Source organism: Streptomyces sp. NPDC029292, from assembly GCF_055569295.1.
On the sequence record NZ_JBVHXR010000021.1, the window covers coordinates 97,365 to 112,561 of the forward strand.

The following is a 15,197-nucleotide window of genomic DNA, read 5'->3' on the forward strand; positions in this document are numbered from 1 at the left end:
CCCCCCTGCCAGCTCTCCGCGTCGGCCCCCGGACCGCCGATCAGGCGCACATCTGCACGAATCGCTAGAATTCTGGCATGGGAGAGCGGCCGGTCGCGCCGACTGCGCCCGAACTCGTTCTCGAAACCGAGACCGGCTCCACGGTGATGAGTCCGAGCCGCGACTATCACGTCGGGCGCGACCCCTTGAGTGACGTCGTCATCGACGACGTCCGGGTCTCGTGGCACCACGCGGTGCTGCGGCCCGAGGCCGACCACTGGACCCTCGAGGACGAGCACAGCACGAACGGCACTTACGCCGACGGCCGCCGCGTCCACGAGTGGGGCGTCGGACCGGGCAGCGTCATCCGCTTCGGCAGCCCCTCCGACGGGCCGCGCGCCGTCCTGGTCGACCGGCCGCCACCGGCCTCCGAGCGCCCGTCCCGCGTTTCCATGCCCGCCGCCACGGGGACCTTCCGCCGGCCGACCACCGTACGGCCACTACCCGCCCGCACCGTCCGCATCGGCCGCGGCGCCGACAACGACCTGGTCGTCGACGACCTGGTGGTCTCCCGGCGGCACGCGGAACTGCGCGCCGAATCGGACGGGACGTACGAGATCGTCGACCTCGGCAGTCACAACGGAACCTTTCTGAATGGCCAGCCCGTGGCGCGCGCCACGGTCACACCGGGTGACATCGTCGGCATCGGCCACTCCGCGTTCTGCCTCGTCGACGACCAGTTGCAGGAGTACGTCGACACAGGTGAGGTCTCCCTGGATGTCCAGGACCTCACCGTCGAGGTCGACCGGGGCCGCAAAACGCTCCTTGACCAGGTGTCCTTTCCCGTCGCCGAGAAATGCCTGCTCGCCGTCGTGGGTCCGAGCGGCGCCGGAAAGTCCACGCTCCTCAACGCCCTGACCGGACAGCGCCCCGCCGACCACGGCACCGTCCTCTACGACGGCCGCGACCTCTACCGCGACTACGCCGAGCTGCGCCAGCGCATCGGTCTCGTCCCGCAGGACGACATCCTGCACGGGCAGCTGACCGTGCGCCGGGCCCTCGGATACGCCGCCCAGCTGCGCTTCCCGCAGGACACCGGGAAGGCGGAGCGCCTCGCGCGGGTCGACGAGGTGATCGGTGAGCTGGGCCTGGAACAGCGCGTCGACCAGCCCATCCACAGCTTGTCCGGCGGCCAGCGCAAGCGGGTCAGTGTGGCCCTGGAGCTGCTGACCAAGCCGTCGCTGCTGTTTCTCGACGAGCCGACCTCAGGGCTCGACCCAGGCATGGACCGCTCGGTGATGCACATGCTGCGCGGCCTCGCCGACGACGGCCGTACGGTCATCGTGGTCACCCACAGCGTGCTCAGCCTCGACGTCTGCGACCGGCTCCTCGTGCTCGCGCCCGGCGGCAGGGTCGCCTACCACGGGCCGCCCGATGACGCCCTCGCCTTCTTCGGTTACCGGCAGTGGCCCGAGGCGTTCGAGGCCTTCGAGCGGGACCAGGACCGGGACTGGGCGGGGGAGTACCGGGACTCGCCGTTCCACCGCGAGTACATCGACAACTCCAGCTCCCAGCCGCATCTGCCGCGGCCCGCCCCGGGCGCGGACTTCGGACCGCCGCCCGAGGCCCAGAGCTGGGGATCCCAGCTCGGCACCCTGGTCCGCCGGTACGCGGCCGTGCTCAGCGCCGACCGGACCTTCCTCACCGTCATGATCGGGCTGCCGTGCGTGATGGGCGCGATGGCCCGCGCGGTGGCCGGCAGCAAGCTCACCGTGGAGACGGCGATGAACGTGCTGCTCATCCTGTGCATCGGCGGAGTCCTCACGGGGGCGGCCAACGCCGTGCGCGAACTGGTGAAGGAGCGGGTCATCTACCAACGGGAGCGCGCGGTCGGCCTGTCCCGATCGGCGTACCTGATGTCGAAGGTCGTGGTCCTGGGCACCATCACCGTGCTCCAGGCCGTCGTGCTGAGCCTCGTCGCCCTGTTCGGCGTCGACCTCAACGCGCCGGGCGGCAAGGGAGTCCTCATGCCGCCGCTCCTCGAGATCACGTTCTCCGTGGCCCTGCTCTCCTTCGCCGCGATGATGCTCGGCCTCGTCGTCTCCGCCGCGGTGCCCAAGGAGGAGGTCACCATGCCGCTGCTGGTGCTGCTCGCCATCGTCCAGGTGGTCTTCAGCGGTGCGCTGTTGAAGCTGCACGGGGTGCCCGGCATGGAGCAACTGGCCTGGCTCGTCCCCGCGCGCTGGGCCCTGGGCGCGATGGCCGGGACCATCGGGCTGGCCCGGATCGTCCCGGGGCCCCTGACCGCCGACCCGCTGTTCCGGCACCTGACCGACGTCTGGCTGCTCAACGTGTCGATGCTGGTCGTGCTCTCCGTCGTCTTCGGATACGTGGTCGTCCGCCTGCTGCGGCGGTACGAACCCGAGGTCATGCGGAAGTAGGTGCCGATGACGACCCCCGACTTCCGCCCCACGCACGTCGTCCCCCAGGACGGCCTGGCCGCCTGGGAGAGCCCGGACCCGTCCCGGCCCACCGTTCCGCTCGACGCGCTGCTGCCGGTCCAGCTGGTCGACCGGCTCGGGGACTGGGGCCGGGTCGTCTGCGCCAATGGCTGGTCGGCCTGGGTCGACGGCCGCCTCCTGATCGCCGTACCGCAGGCACCGCCCGCCGCCAGCAGCCCACTCGCCCGCACGGCCGACCCACGCCCGCTGCTCGCCCGGGTCGAGGAGGCGCTCACCCACTACCGCAGCGCCGCCGAGGAACTCGCGGCCGGGAAGCTCGACGGGAAGTCCTTCCACAGTCGTACGCAGGGGCAGCGGATCGGGGTGGTCGTCGACGGCGAGTCCGTCTGGCTGTACGACGGCGAGCATGAACGGTGGGTGTACTGCGACGGGACACGGCTCAGCACCTTCGCGGCCGAGGGCGATCCGGCGGCCGCGACGCCGGGGCGCACCGGGGAGGCGCCCAAGGCGCGGGAGCAGACCGAGGTCGTACGGGAACCGGCGCCGAACGGGCACGAATCGACCCGCCTCGTGACGTACGACGGGGACGAGCGGGGTGAGGGCTGACGGGCAGCACGTGGGGTTGACCGGTGACGGCTGAGGGACGGCGCCCGGCATGACGTCGGCCGTCCCCAGCCTCGGCTTCGTCGTGTAAGAGACGATGGCCGGAAGGCACTCTCAGGAACGCTCGGACATTCCGCCCTTGACTTCGCCCTTTCGGCGGACGCCCTTCGCCAGCAGGCCGCCCAGGAACCCGGTGACAAGCCCCCACAGCACGGCGAGCCCGAGCGCGGTCCACAACTTGGGCTTCAGGAAGAGTTCGCCCTTCAGGCCGCCGCCGACGTCGCCGATGCCGAGGATCGACAGGCCGTAGTGCGCCGAGATCCGGCCGATGAGACAGATCATCAGCACCGTGAGCGCGAGCGCGACGGCCATGTGCAGGGCGTGCTGCCAGGCCCGCATCCGGGCCGGTGAGCGGGCCGCCATCAGGAACGCGGCCGCGAGCAGCAGCACCGCGTCGACGACCACCAGCCACCACACTCTGCTGTCGTGGTCGGCGAGGCTGCGGAGGTTGAGCGTGGAGACGTCCGGGGTGCGCAGCACCTCGTTCAGCAGATGCGGCATCGGCAGCCCGAAGGGCCCGTCCACGCGCCCGTTCCAGGTGGCGCCCAACCCAATCGTGAAAGTGAGCCAGACGAGGTTCGGGAGCCCGAGCAGGATCACGGCGAACGTCTCGGGGACGTGCCCGCGGGTCGCCGCCACCACCAGCCCGATGACCACGCCCAGGGCGACGTACGCGAGGAGCAGCGCGACCATGGCGAAGGCGGCCGGACGTACCGACTCCTGGAAGCGCAGCAGCCGGGCGGGGAGCGGCGCCCCGCGCGAGACCAGCAGGGCGAGGACCAACACGCCCGCGAGCCACAGCACTCCGAAGCCCAGCGTCTGCGGCAGGTCGGTCTTGAAGCCCACCTTGGGCGAGGCGCCGAACAGGTCGCCGATGTCGGCGATGGTGCCGCTGCCGAGGGAGACGTTGAAGTTCTGGCGGGCGAAGAGCGCCAGCCCGACGAGGGCCAGCACCCACAGGACCGCGATCCGGGCGGCCCACCCGGCCAGTTCGGGGGCGCCGGTGACCGCCCGGTGCCGCAGCGGCCGCAGGAACCCGGCGGCGATCACCAGGGCTCCGGCCAGCGTGACCGACAGCGGAATCACCGTCAGACCCGCTTGGGTGTCGGCGATGACGCCGGCGTCGCCCGCGAACTCGATGGTGCCGCCGACCGCCGTCACGACGGTGGCCGCCACGACCCGGGGGAACGCGTTGTCGGGGAGGTCCGTGGCACCCGCCGCCCACAGCCCGAGTGCGGCGACCACGCCCATGACGATCAGCCCGGCCAGCACGGCCAGGACGGCCTGGCCCCAGCCGTGGCGGGCGGCCGTCCGCTGACCGTTGCGGGCAACTGCCTGGTCGGACGGTGATTGGGGGCTCACACTGCCACGCTAAGCAGCGACGACGCGGTCCGCCCCTCGGGAGGGCCGACCGCGTCAGCTTGCGGGCGGCACGGGATCGGAGCACACAATAGGTGCGTTACGGAAAATGCGGGACAACATGTGTGAAGTGCCGCGGGATCCCTACAGCGGGAAGAAGAGCTCGTGAGCGTCGAACCGCCGCCCTCAGGCCGACCCACCGGACCGCCTTCGGGCCCCCTCCAGGGCCCGTCGCAGCCGAGTTCCTCCGGAGAGAGCCCGACTCAGCCGGCCGGCCGCGCACCCTCGGAACCGCCGAGCGGTGCGGGTGGCAGTGGTGGCGCGGGCGGCTCGGGTGGTTCTTCCGGGCCCGGCGGTCCGGCCGGCCCGGAAGAGCCGGGCAAGGGGCCGGAGCATCCCTGGTGGAAGTCGGCGCCCCGCATCGCGCTGATCAGTGGTGGTGTGGCGGTCGCGGTGATTCTGGGCCTCGTCTTCACCAACGGCAACTCCGGCGGCGGGAAGAACACCGGCAGTGAGGTCTTCCTCCAGCCCGCGGGGGCGGCCGGCCCCGACCCGTACACCGAGTCGACGGCGACCGGCAGTTCCACCGCATCGGAGTCCCCCCTGGCCTCGGCCCCGTCGGGATCCGCCAACGTCACGCGCAGCGTGGACGGTGCCGCGCCGGGGCTCTACAGCGGCACCCGCAATGTCTCCAGCTGCAACGTGGAGAAGCAGATCAGCTCGCTGCAGGCGGACCCGGCGAAGAACAGGTCGTTCGCCGCGGTGCAGGGCGTCCAGCCGTCCGCGGTCCCGGGGTATCTGCGCTCGCTCACCCCCGTACAGCTGCGCACGGACACCCGCGTCACCAACCACGGCTACCGCAACGGCGCCTCCACCAGCTACCAGGCGGTTCTCCAGGCGGGCACCTCCGTCCTCGTCGACTCCCACGGCGTGCCCCGTGCTCGCTGCGCGTGCGGAAACCCTCTGCTGGCACCGGTCCAGCAGAAGACCACGCCCAAGCCGGTCGGAACCAAGTGGCCGTCGTACCGGCCACAGAACGTCGTGGTCATCGCGCCCTCGACGACGATCGTCAATGTGTTCGTCATCTTCGACCCCGACAATGACGAGTGGATCGCCCGGCACAAGGGCGACACCGGCCGCCACGACGAGAAGACGCACCCGCCGGCGCATCCGCCCTTCCCGTCGGTGAGCGTCTCGTCCCCGACGCCGAAGTCCCCGTCGCCTGGGTCCTCGTCGCCTTCCTCGTCCTCGTCATCACCGTCGTCCTCGTCGTCCTCGTCGTCCTCGTCGTCCTCGTCGTCCTCGGAGTCACCGTCGTCCGCGTCGCCTTCGACGTCCTCCTCGGCACCTTCCTCGTCCAAGTCGTCACCGTCCGCACCGTCGTCCTCGGCGTCGTCGAAATCCGAGCCCCCGTCCAGCGAGCCTCAGACGACGGCGGAGTCGGCCTCGACGTCCAGCGAGCCTCAGACGACGGAGGAGTCGGCCTCGACGTCCGGCTCCGCGTCGGCCGATCTGACGGAAGTGCCCTCGGAAGTGCCCTCGGAAGTGCCCTCGGAGGTGCCCTCGGAGGCGCCCTCCGCCTCTGCCCCGGACATCAACCCCCCGGAGTCCTAGGGCACTGGCCGCCGGTGGAAAACCGGTGGCGGATCTCGTGGCGGCGGTCGATGCTCATGCGTATGGCCGACGGCGTCCCACCAAAATCCGGTGACAATCCTGGGGTTGAGCGAAGCTTCGGATGGTGGGACATGTTCCTGCACCCGGACGAGGATCCGCGGACCGACGGGGGGTTCGTGGGGGAGCGGGACACGCTCGTCGGGGGTCTGCGGGACCAGCGGCTGACGTTGGAGATGAAGTGCGCCGGGCTCGACGCCGAGGCGATGGCCCGGCGTTCGGTCGAGCCGTCGAACCTGTCGCTGCTCGGGCTGGTGCGGCATCTCGCCGGAGTCGAACAGACCTGGTTCCGGCGGGTGATGGCCGGACAGGACGTGCCACGGCACTACCGCTCCGACGACGATCCCAACGGAGACTTCATCGGCGCGGCGCCCGACCCCGAGCTCGTCGCACAGGCTTGGGACACCTGGCGCTCCGAAGTCGCCTTCGCCGAACGGTTCGTGGCCGAGGCGCCCGACCTGGATGTCACCGGCAGGAACGGCGACGAGTCCATCGAACTCCGCTCGGTGCTGGTGCACATGATCGAGGAGTACGCCCGGCACAACGGCCACGCGGACTTCCTGCGCGAACGGATCGACGGCCGGGTGGGGCAGTAGCAAGGGACAGCGGTGCGTCAGTACCGGATCGACGGCGCGTCGTCATCCCGCGGGCGCCGGATGAGCCGTCGTGACGCCTTGCCCGGCGCCCCGGATTCACCGAGAGCAGAACGTCGATCCCTTCCCGTGCAGCTCAGCGCTTCTAGGCTGAAGGGGTGAGCAGCCAAGCACCGAACGAAGCCCGCGTCATTCCTCTGCGCCCGGCGGCCACGCCGGGTACGGCCCCGGCTCCGGCCGGCGACGCTCCGGTACGAGCGCCGCAGCGGCCCCTGCCCGTTCTCGCGCCGCGGCAGGCGCCACCGGGCCCCGCGATCAAGGAACCGCTGTGGCGCGACCTCGTGGGCGACGTCCTACGGCGCGAGCGTCTCGCTCAGGAGCGCACGCTCAAGGACGTGGCCGACGCGGCCCGGATCTCGATGCCGTACCTCTCCGAGCTGGAGCGCGGCCGCAAGGAGGCCTCCTCCGAAGTCCTCGCGGCCGCCGCTCGCGCCCTCGGCCTCGGCCTCACCGACCTGCTGTCGCTGGCCCAGGACGAGCTCACCCGGCTCGCCCGGCCGCGGCCCGACAGGAGCCGTACGAGCCGTACGACGTCCCCGTACAACGGCATGTGCCTCGCGGCCTGACCCGCCCGCGGTGGTCCGGCGCCCCGGGTGTCAGACCACCGCGAGCCGTCGGCTCACCACCTCGTCCGCGATCCCGTACGCCACGGCCTCCTGCGCGGTGAAGACCTTGTCGCGGTCCATGTCCGCGCGCAGTGTCGCGATGTCGTGGTGCGTGTGCCGGGAGAGGACCTCCTCGACCTGGGAGCGGATGCGGAGCATCTCCTTGGCCTGAAGAGTGAGGTCCGAGACCGTGCCCTGCCGGCCGCCGCTCGCCGGCTGGCCGAGCAGCACCCGCGCGTGCTCCAGCACGAACCGCCGCCCCGGATCGCCCCCGGCCAGCAGCACCGCCGCCGTCGAGGCCGCCTGCCCGACGCAGAACGTCGAGATCGGCGCCTGCACGTACGTCATCGTGTCGTAGATCGCCATGAGCGAAGTGAAGGAGCCACCGGGCGAGTTGATGTAGATCGCGATCTCGCTCTCCGGGTTCGACGACTCCAGATGGAGGAGTTGCGCGATGACGACGTTCGCGACCCCGTCGTCGATCTCGGTACCGAGGAAGATGATCCGCTCGGAGAGCAGCCGGCTGAAGACATCGTAGGACCGCTCGCCCTGCGGGGTCCGCTCGACGACGTTCGGAATCGTGTACGTACCCATGTCAGAGCCCCATCCGTCGCCGTGACGCGGCCGGGCGGACGTCGTCGAGCGACTCCACCACCCGGTCGACCATGCCGTACTCCTTGGCCTGTTCGGCCGTGAACCAGCGGTCGCGGTCGCCGTCCCGGGAGATCGTCTCCTCGCTCTGGCCGGTGTGCTCCGCGGTGATCCGCTCGATGGCCTTCTTGGTGAACTCCAGGTTCTGCGCCTGGATTTCGATGTCGGCGGTGGTGCCGCCGATACCGGCCGACGGCTGATGCATCATGATCCGCGCGTTCGGCAGCGCGAAGCGTTTCCCGTGCGTGCCCACGCTGAGCAGGAACTGCCCCATGCTCGCCGCGAATCCCATGACGAGCGTCGAGACGTCGTTCGGGATCAGCCGCATCGTGTCGTAGATCGCGAGGCCCGCGGTCACCGATCCGCCGGGGCTGTTGATGTACAGGCTGATGTCGGTCCGGGAGTCCTCCGCCGACAGCAGGAGCAGTTGGGCGCAGATCCGGTTCGCGGAGACCTCGTCGACCTGGGTGCCGAGGAAGACGATCCGCTGCGCGAGCAGTTGCGCGGCCAGATGGTCGTCGAAGCGTGACGGAGGGGTGTCGCCCTCCTCGGCCCGCGGCGCGCGGGCCGGGTCCCAGCCCGTGATGAGTGGAGTCATCGGTCCTCCTTGTCGTGGCGCGGCTGTCGTCGCCGCGTTCTCCACTCTCGGCCGGAACGGGACTTGGGATCAGCTTTCTCGGCTTGCGGCAGATTCGCTGTGGGCAGAGGCCGATACGGAACCGGCGTTTACGGAGTCATCCCGGAGCTGCTGGAACGGCCCTCAGGCGGCCCCGCGAAGCTCCCGGAAGAAGGCCCGTACATCCGCGATCAGCAGATCCGGTGCCTCCATCGCCGCGAAATGGCCGCCCCGGTCGAATTCCGTCCACCGGACGATGTTGTCGGTGCGCTCCGCGATATGCCGCAGGGGTACGAAATTCTCCCGGGGAAACACGGCGAGAGCGGTCGGCGTGGTCGACGGCTCGGGCGGTGTGCCCCAGTAGTCCGCGTGGGCCCGCTCGTAGTAGATGCGCCCGGACGAACCGGCCGTAGCGGTCAGCCAGTACAGCATCACATTGGTCAGCAGCTGATCGCGGTCGACGGCGTCCTCCGGACGGTCTTTCGTGTCCGCCCATTGCTTGAACTTCTCCGCGATCCAGGCGAGTTGGCCGACCGGCGAGTCCGTGAGCCCGTACGCCAGGGTCTGCGGCCGGGTGGACTGGATATCGGCGTACCCCTGCTCGTCGCGGCTCCACTCCTGGCCCCGCCGCCAGGACGCCAGCGTGCGCTCACGCTCCTCGGAGCTCAACGCGGCCAGTTCCCCGGGGTCCGGCTCTGCGGTCGCGGAGGAGCCGGGCAGCAGATTCAGATGGACGCCGATGACGTGCTCGGGGTGCGCGCGGCCCAGCTCCCGTGAGATGGCCCCGCCCCAGTCCCCGCCCTGGGCGCCGTACCGTCGATAACCGAGCCGCTCCATCAGCTCGGCGAAAGCGGCGGCCACCCGTCGGAACTCCCAGCCGGTGTCCCTGGTCGGGCCGGAGAGCCCGAACCCGGGAATGCTCGGCACGACCAGATGGAAAGCGTCGGCCGGATCGCCGCCGTGCGCACGCGGATCGGTCAACGGGCCGACGACGTCGGTGAATTCGACGATCGAGCCCGGCCAGCCATGCGTGATGATGAGCGGGGTCGCGTCCGGTTCCGGCGACCGGATGTGCGCGAAATGAATCCGCGCCCCGTCGATCTCCGTCGTGAACTGCGGCCATTCGTTGAGCCGCGCCTCCGCCGCACGCCAGTCGTACGTGTGCCGCCAGTACCGTACGAGCTCTTGGAGGTAGTCCCGCGGAATTCCGTACGCCCAGCCCACTCCCGGCAGTTCGTCGGGCCAGCGGGTGCGGTCGAGGCGTTGACGCAGATCGTCGAGGTCGCTCTGCGGGAAGTCGATACGGAAGGGGTGAATGCGCGGGGCGTCCGAAGATGTCATGTCCGCGCATGCTATCTCCGGGGTGGGCGATCGCTCCGGCCATTTTCACCGCACGGGCCCGGCCGCTAATTAGACAGTCATCTATGTTGACGTCTGTCTATGCAGGGGGCACTGTTGTATCCACAAGTGTCGATGCAGTGGAGGTCGGTCATGACCGAGCCGAGCGGTGACCTGCGCGAACAGGTCCGTGCCAACTACGCGGCAGCCGCCGTGCGGGCCGCCCAGGGAGGGGTCGCGTGTTGCGTCCCCGGGGAGATCGAGGTCGACGGGAACTTCGGGGCCGGGCTGTATGAGGCCGGTGAGCGCGCGTCGCTTCCGGCCGAGGCCGTCGCCGCCTCGCTCGGCTGCGGCAACCCGCTCGTCGTGGCCGAACTCCGTGAAGGCGAGCGCGTGCTGGACCTCGGATCCGGCGGCGGCATCGACGTCCTGCTGTCGGCGCGCAGGGTCGGGCCGAGCGGCAGGGCGTACGGACTGGACATGACCGAGGAGATGCTCGCGCTGGCCCTCGCCAACGCCAAGAAGGCCGGTGCGACCAATGTCGAGTTCCTCAAGGGCACCGTCGAATCCGTGCCACTGCCCGCGAACACCATCGACGTCGTGATCTCCAACTGTGTGATCAATCTGTCGGTCGACAAGCCCGCCGTGTTCGCCGAGATGTTCCGCGTGCTCGCGCCGGGCGGCCGCATCGGCATCTCCGATGTCGTCGCCGACGACGACCTCGCGCCGGCGCAACGGGCCGAGCGCGGGAACTACGTCGGCTGCATCGCCGGAGCCCTGTCCTTCGCCGAGTACCAACAGGGCCTGGAGGCCGCCGGGTTCACCGGGATCGAGGTCACCGCGACACATCGGGTCGCCGACGGGATGCACTCGGCCGTCGTACGGGCAGTCAAGCCGGTCAAGGTGGCGCCGTAGCCGGTCGCCGAACTCAGGCCTCCTGCTGCGCGTCGATCTCGGTGATCAGGGCCTCGATGCGCGCCTTGATCTCGTCCCGGATCGGGCGGACGGACTCCACACCCTTGCCCGCGGGGTCTTCGAGGGTCCAGTCGAGGTAGTGCTTGCCGGGGAACACCGGGCAGGCGTCGCCGCAGCCCATGGTGATGACGTAGTCGGACGCCTGGACGGCCTCGGTGGTCAGGATCTTCGGCTTCTGGTCGGAGATGTCGACGCCGACCTCCTTCATGGCCTCGACCGCCGCCGGGTTCACCCGGTCGCCCGGGACGGACCCGGCGGAGCGCACCTCGACCCGGTCGCCTGCGAGGTGGGAGAGGAATCCGGCGGCCATCTGCGAGCGCCCGGCGTTGTGGACGCAGACGAACAGCACGGAGGCGAGCGGGGTCGCGGGCATCGGGTTCTTCCTTCGCGAAATCAGTACAGGCTGGTATCAGTCTTGAGTGATGTGAAAGTATCAGCCCATGATGACGTCGGTCGACACTGATCTGATGCGGGTTCTGGCCGACCCGCTCAGGCTGCGGATCGTGACCCTGCTCGCCCGGGAGACGCTCTGCACCACGCACCTGATCGAGGAGACAGGTGCCAAGCAGACGAACCTCTCCAACCACATGAAGGTGCTGCGCGAGGCGGGCGTGGTCGACACGGAGCCCTGCGGCCGCTTCACCTACTACCGGCTCAAGCCGGACGTCATCGCCTCCCTCGCCGGTCGGTTCGCCGACCTGGCGGAGACCGCGCGTGCCACGGCCGAGAACAACATCAAGCGGTCCTGCCCTTGATCCCCGGTCCTTGACCCCGGTCGCCCGAGTCCCAGTCGCCCCTGTCCCCGTCGCCCGAGGCGACCGCACCGAGGAGTCCTTGTTGACCGCCACCCAGGAGAGCGCCGCGGAGTCCGCCGTACCGGCGGGCGAGCCCCAGCCGGCGCCGGGTGCCACCCTGCCCCGTACGCCCCTGACCGCCCGGGCCGCCGCCGAACTGGTCGGCACCGCGGCCCTGGTCGCAGTCGTGGTCGGCTCCGGCATCCAGGCCACCGAGCTGACCCAGGACGTCGGTCTGCAACTGCTGGCCAACTCCCTGGCCACCGTGTTCGGCCTCGGGGTGCTGATCGTGCTGCTCGGCCCGGTCTCCGGTGCGCACTTCAACCCCGCGGTCACGCTGGCCGAGTGGTGGACGGCACGGCGCGGCGGCGACGGAGTCACCGCGCGTGAGGCCGCGGTGTACGTCCCCGCGCAGATCGTCGGCGCGATCGCGGGCGCCGTCCTGGCGGACGCGATGTTCGGCGAGCCGCTGGTGCGATGGTCCACGCACGACCGGTCGGCCGGGCACCTGCTGCTGGGCGAGGCCGTGGCCACCGCCGGCCTGATCCTGCTGATCTTCGGCCTGGCCCGCACGGACCGCCTGCGCTTCGCCCCCGTGGCCGTCGCCTCCTACATCGGCGCCGCCTACTGGTTCACCTCCTCCACGTCCTTCGCCAATCCGGCGGTGACGATCGGCCGCGCCTTCACGGACACCTTCGCGGGCATCGCGCCGGGCTCGGTCGCCGCGTTCATCGGGGCCCAGCTCGTCGGCGCGGTGGTGGGGCTCGCGCTCGTGGCGCTCCTCTTCATGCCCGGTCGAACCACCGCCGAGCAGCCCTCCGGCTGACGCGGGCGGCGCCTCGAATCGGCGGCACGCACCCGGGCGGATCCCGTGCGCGCGCCGCCGATGAGTTTTCGGGCGACGATCAGTCGACAGAAGTGACGACGTTTCCCGCCCGAGGAGGTACGTATGCCCGCCGACGGATTCACCACCTGTCTGTGGTTCGACGGACAGGCCGAGGAGGCCGCGCACTATTACGTCTCGATCTTCAAGAACTCCCGGCTCGGCAGGATCGGCCGCTACACGGAGTCCGGGCCGGGACCCGCCGGTTCGGTCCTGGCCGCCGAGTTCGTGGCCAACGGACAGAAGTTCGTCGCCCTGAACGGCGGCCCGCAGTTCAAGTTCGACGAGGCCATCTCCTTCCAGATCCACTGCGACGACCAGGAAGAGGTGGACTTCTACTGGAACAAACTCATCGAGGACGGCGGCGAGGCAGGCCCCTGCGGCTGGCTCAAGGACAAGTACGGCCTGTCCTGGCAGGTCGTCCCGGCCAGGCTCATCGACCTGATCAGCGACCCGGATCCGCAGAAGGCGGCCCGCACGACGCAGGCGATGCTCCAGATGTCCAAGCTGGACATCGCCGCCCTGGAGAAGGCGTACGCGGGCGAGTAGCGCTCCCGTGGAGGCGGCCGGCCCACCCAAGACTCTCGGTCATGGCGGCCGGTCCGCCCCCTCCCGCAAGGATCAGGCGAGCTGGCCGCTGTGCAGCGCCGTGTACGCGCCGCCCCGGCGCAGCAGCTCCTCGTGCGAGCCGACCTCGCGGATGGCCCCGTCCCGCATCACGACGATGCGGTCCGCGCCCTGGATGGTCGACAGCCGGTGTGCCACGACGAACGTGGTGCGGCCGTGCAGCAGCCGGGCCAGGGCCTGCTGGACGAGGGCCTCGGAGTGCGTGTCCAGCGCTGAGGTGGCCTCGTCGAGGATGAGCACCCGGGGATTGCGGATCAGCGCCCGCGCGATCGCCAGCCGCTGTCGCTGACCCCCCGAGAGCCGGGCTCCGTGCTCACCCACCATGGTGTCCAGGCCCTGCGGCAGCCGGTCCACGAACTCCAGCGCGTTGGCGTCGCGCAGCGCCTCGCGCACCGTGGCGTCCCCGGCGTCGTCCATGCCGTACGCGACGTTCTCCCGGACCGTGCCGTCGAAGAGGATCGACTCCTGCGGCACGACCGACACGAAACGCCGATAGGTGCGCAGGTCCAGGGTGTTCATATCGGTCCCGTCGAGCAGCAGCCGGCCCGAGGTCGGACGGATGAAGCCGATGACGAGGTTGAGTACCGTGGACTTCCCGGCTCCCGAGGCGCCGACCAGGGCGACGGTCTCGCCGGGGGACACGGACAGCGTGAAGTCCCGTACGGCGGGCCTGCTTTCCTCATGTGCGTGCCCGACACCCTCGACGTAGGTGTGGCCGACCCCCTCGAAGGTGACGGCACCGCGCAGCGAGGTGACCTCCGCCTTGCCCTCGTTGTCCTCCAACTCGGGTGCCTGGAGGACCTCGCCGACCGAACGTACGGACTCCAGGCCCTTGGTGATGACCGGCGCGAGAGCCGCGAGCGTGGTCGTGGAGTTGGTGAGGGTGGTCAGGAAGGCGCTGAGCATGACGACGTCGCCGGGTGTGACGCCCCAGTAGCCGTAGTACGACACCAGCGCCGCGGCGGTCAGGAACAGGACACCGACCACGTTGAGAAACACCCATGCCAACGAGCCGAACCGTCCGTTGAGCAGATCGAGCCTCAACCCCGAGCGGAGCACCTGCCGCAGCGTGCTGTCCATGCGCCGCAACGCCTTGCTCTCCAGGCCGTGCGCCCGGGTGACCGAGATGAGCCGGGTCATCTCGGTCACCCGCGAGGACAGGTGCTCGACCTCGTGGCGGAAGTCCTCGTTGTGGGTGCGCAACCGTGTCCGCAGCCGTGCCACCAGAAGGGCTGCGACGGGCACGACGCACACGAAGACCGGCACGAACTCGGGCGTGCGCACGGCGATGACGACCAGGCCGCCCGTGAGCACGGTCAGCGCGCCGAGCCCGGTCTCGGCGGTCTGCTGCACCATCTGCTCGACGGTCTCCACATCTCGGATGACCTTGGCCTGCAGCACGCCCGCGCTGACCCGCGAGTGGTAGCCGATGGAGAGCTGTTGCATCCGCGTGCACAGCGAGGAGCGCAGATCGGTGCCCATGCGGCGCACGCTGCCGTACAGCAGACGTACGTAGAGCAGATGCAGCGGGAGGTTGACGGCGAGGATCAGCAGCAGGGCCCCGGAGCTCACCCACAGGCGGCTGATCGGCCCATGCTGGACGACGGTGTCGATGATGGACGCGGTGATCAGCGGCAGCAGCCACAGCGGGCTGTGCTTGACCGTGAAGACGGCAAACGCCGCGGCGAGCCGTCGCCGGTCGGCGCGGAACAGGTAGGCAAGGGTGCGTATCGGGTGCTCGCCCCGGTAGCGATGGTCGAGTGGTCTCTCGGACGACGCCATCGGCGGTGGTCCTCCCCAGTGGCCGAATGAAGGGCAAGCGCTTACTGCCCGCGCTGCACCGGAGTACACCCGAGCGATGCGCCTCAAGAGGTCGCGGGGGACGGCCGCGGCCCCGAGCGGCCGCGTAACGAGTGGGTTT

General features: G+C 70.2%; 15 protein-coding genes. 9 read left to right on the top strand and 6 right to left on the bottom strand.

What is annotated here, in order from left to right; genetic code table 11:
• The first annotated feature begins 77 nt into the window (after nt 1-77).
• Together ACZ4WS_RS36750 and ACZ4WS_RS36755 are read left to right on the top strand one after the other, a co-directional pair.
• Nucleotides 78-2,420 (top strand): ABC transporter ATP-binding protein/permease, encoded by a 2,343-nt coding sequence (locus tag ACZ4WS_RS36750; protein WP_467987234.1) that lies wholly within the window; start codon nt 78-80, stop codon nt 2,418-2,420.
• Between the two features lie 6 nt (nt 2,421-2,426).
• Nucleotides 2,427-3,047, top strand: a complete 621-nt coding sequence (locus ACZ4WS_RS36755) for a hypothetical protein (RefSeq protein WP_467987236.1) — start codon at nt 2,427-2,429, stop codon at nt 3,045-3,047.
• A gap of 111 nt (nt 3,048-3,158) precedes the next feature.
• Here the strand turns inward: ACZ4WS_RS36755 and ACZ4WS_RS36760 are convergent, their stop codons facing one another.
• The gene (locus ACZ4WS_RS36760; protein ID WP_467987237.1) at nt 3,159-4,466 is read right to left on the bottom strand and encodes a streptophobe family protein; all 1,308 of its coding nucleotides are present in this window, start codon (nt 4,464-4,466) and stop codon (nt 3,159-3,161) included.
• 162 nt (nt 4,467-4,628) lie between these two features.
• On the opposite strand from ACZ4WS_RS36760, the gene ACZ4WS_RS36765 reads away from it, so the two are divergent.
• From ACZ4WS_RS36765 to ACZ4WS_RS36775, 3 genes are all read left to right on the top strand, one after another.
• Nucleotides 4,629-6,077, top strand: a complete 1,449-nt coding sequence (locus tag ACZ4WS_RS36765) for a DUF6777 domain-containing protein (protein ID WP_467987239.1) — start codon at nt 4,629-4,631, stop codon at nt 6,075-6,077.
• 131 nt (nt 6,078-6,208) lie between these two features.
• Nucleotides 6,209-6,730 carry a DinB family protein gene (locus ACZ4WS_RS36770; protein WP_467987240.1) on the top strand — a complete coding sequence of 174 codons (522 nt, stop codon included), beginning with the start codon at nt 6,209-6,211 and terminating at the stop codon, nt 6,728-6,730.
• 155 nt (nt 6,731-6,885) lie between these two features.
• Entirely contained in the window at nt 6,886-7,353 is a 468-nt protein-coding gene (locus ACZ4WS_RS36775) for a helix-turn-helix domain-containing protein (protein WP_467987241.1), read from the top strand.
• A gap of 30 nt (nt 7,354-7,383) precedes the next feature.
• Here the strand turns inward: ACZ4WS_RS36775 and ACZ4WS_RS36780 are convergent, their stop codons facing one another.
• The 3 genes from ACZ4WS_RS36780 to ACZ4WS_RS36790 all read right to left on the bottom strand — a co-directional run bounded on the left by ACZ4WS_RS36780 (nt 7,384) and on the right by ACZ4WS_RS36790 (nt 10,000).
• Complete coding sequence (locus ACZ4WS_RS36780; protein WP_467987243.1) at nt 7,384-7,986, bottom strand: ClpP family protease; 603 nt, start codon at nt 7,984-7,986, stop codon at nt 7,384-7,386.
• A 1-nt stretch (nt 7,987) separates the two neighbouring features.
• Nucleotides 7,988-8,641, bottom strand: coding sequence for an ATP-dependent Clp protease proteolytic subunit (locus ACZ4WS_RS36785; protein ID WP_467987244.1), 654 nt, complete (start codon nt 8,639-8,641; stop codon nt 7,988-7,990).
• Between the two features lie 162 nt (nt 8,642-8,803).
• Nucleotides 8,804-10,000, bottom strand: a complete 1,197-nt coding sequence (locus ACZ4WS_RS36790; RefSeq protein WP_467987245.1) for an epoxide hydrolase family protein — start codon at nt 9,998-10,000, stop codon at nt 8,804-8,806.
• A gap of 150 nt (nt 10,001-10,150) precedes the next feature.
• Here ACZ4WS_RS36790 and arsM point away from each other — a divergent pair, with 150 nt between their 5' ends.
• Nucleotides 10,151-10,912 (top strand): arsenite methyltransferase, encoded by a 762-nt coding sequence (gene arsM / locus ACZ4WS_RS36795; RefSeq protein ID WP_467987247.1) that lies wholly within the window; start codon nt 10,151-10,153, stop codon nt 10,910-10,912.
• A gap of 13 nt (nt 10,913-10,925) precedes the next feature.
• Here arsM and ACZ4WS_RS36800 read toward each other — a convergent pair whose 3' ends face one another.
• Complete coding sequence (locus tag ACZ4WS_RS36800; RefSeq protein ID WP_467987248.1) at nt 10,926-11,345, bottom strand: arsenate reductase ArsC; 420 nt, start codon at nt 11,343-11,345, stop codon at nt 10,926-10,928.
• Nucleotides 11,346-11,412: 67 nt separating this feature from the next.
• Between ACZ4WS_RS36800 and ACZ4WS_RS36805 the strand changes: the two genes are divergently transcribed.
• The 3 genes from ACZ4WS_RS36805 (at nt 11,413) to ACZ4WS_RS36815 (ending at nt 13,198) form a co-directional block, all read left to right on the top strand.
• The gene (locus tag ACZ4WS_RS36805; RefSeq protein WP_467987251.1) at nt 11,413-11,727 is read left to right on the top strand and encodes an ArsR/SmtB family transcription factor; all 315 of its coding nucleotides are present in this window, start codon (nt 11,413-11,415) and stop codon (nt 11,725-11,727) included.
• Nucleotides 11,728-11,809: 82 nt separating this feature from the next.
• Nucleotides 11,810-12,592, top strand: coding sequence for an aquaporin (locus ACZ4WS_RS36810; RefSeq protein ID WP_467987252.1), 783 nt, complete (start codon nt 11,810-11,812; stop codon nt 12,590-12,592).
• Nucleotides 12,593-12,715: 123 nt separating this feature from the next.
• A complete protein-coding gene (locus ACZ4WS_RS36815; RefSeq protein WP_467987254.1) occupies nt 12,716-13,198 on the top strand; it encodes a VOC family protein in 483 nt (160 codons plus the stop codon).
• A 72-nt stretch (nt 13,199-13,270) separates the two neighbouring features.
• On the opposite strand, the gene ACZ4WS_RS36820 is transcribed toward ACZ4WS_RS36815, so the two are convergent.
• Nucleotides 13,271-15,058 (bottom strand): ABC transporter ATP-binding protein, encoded by a 1,788-nt coding sequence (locus ACZ4WS_RS36820; RefSeq protein ID WP_467987255.1) that lies wholly within the window; start codon nt 15,056-15,058, stop codon nt 13,271-13,273.
• Nucleotides 15,059-15,197 lie beyond the last annotated feature (139 nt).

Coding starts and splice junctions, on each gene's coding strand:
- ACZ4WS_RS36750 (WP_467987234.1), top strand. CDS start 78: ATGGGAGAGCGGCCGGTCGCGCCGACTGCGCCCGAACTCGTTCTCGAA.
- ACZ4WS_RS36755 (WP_467987236.1), top strand. CDS start 2,427: ATGACGACCCCCGACTTCCGCCCCACGCACGTCGTCCCCCAGGACGGC.
- ACZ4WS_RS36770 (WP_467987240.1), top strand. CDS start 6,209: ATGTTCCTGCACCCGGACGAGGATCCGCGGACCGACGGGGGGTTCGTG.
- ACZ4WS_RS36780 (WP_467987243.1), bottom strand. CDS start 7,986: ATGGGTACGTACACGATTCCGAACGTCGTCGAGCGGACCCCGCAGGGC.
- ACZ4WS_RS36785 (WP_467987244.1), bottom strand. CDS start 8,641: ATGACTCCACTCATCACGGGCTGGGACCCGGCCCGCGCGCCGCGGGCC.
- ACZ4WS_RS36790 (WP_467987245.1), bottom strand. CDS start 10,000: ATGACATCTTCGGACGCCCCGCGCATTCACCCCTTCCGTATCGACTTC.
- arsM (WP_467987247.1), top strand. CDS start 10,151: ATGACCGAGCCGAGCGGTGACCTGCGCGAACAGGTCCGTGCCAACTAC.
- ACZ4WS_RS36800 (WP_467987248.1), bottom strand. CDS start 11,345: ATGCCCGCGACCCCGCTCGCCTCCGTGCTGTTCGTCTGCGTCCACAAC.
- ACZ4WS_RS36805 (WP_467987251.1), top strand. CDS start 11,413: ATGATGACGTCGGTCGACACTGATCTGATGCGGGTTCTGGCCGACCCG.
- ACZ4WS_RS36815 (WP_467987254.1), top strand. CDS start 12,716: ATGCCCGCCGACGGATTCACCACCTGTCTGTGGTTCGACGGACAGGCC.
- ACZ4WS_RS36820 (WP_467987255.1), bottom strand. CDS start 15,058: ATGGCGTCGTCCGAGAGACCACTCGACCATCGCTACCGGGGCGAGCAC.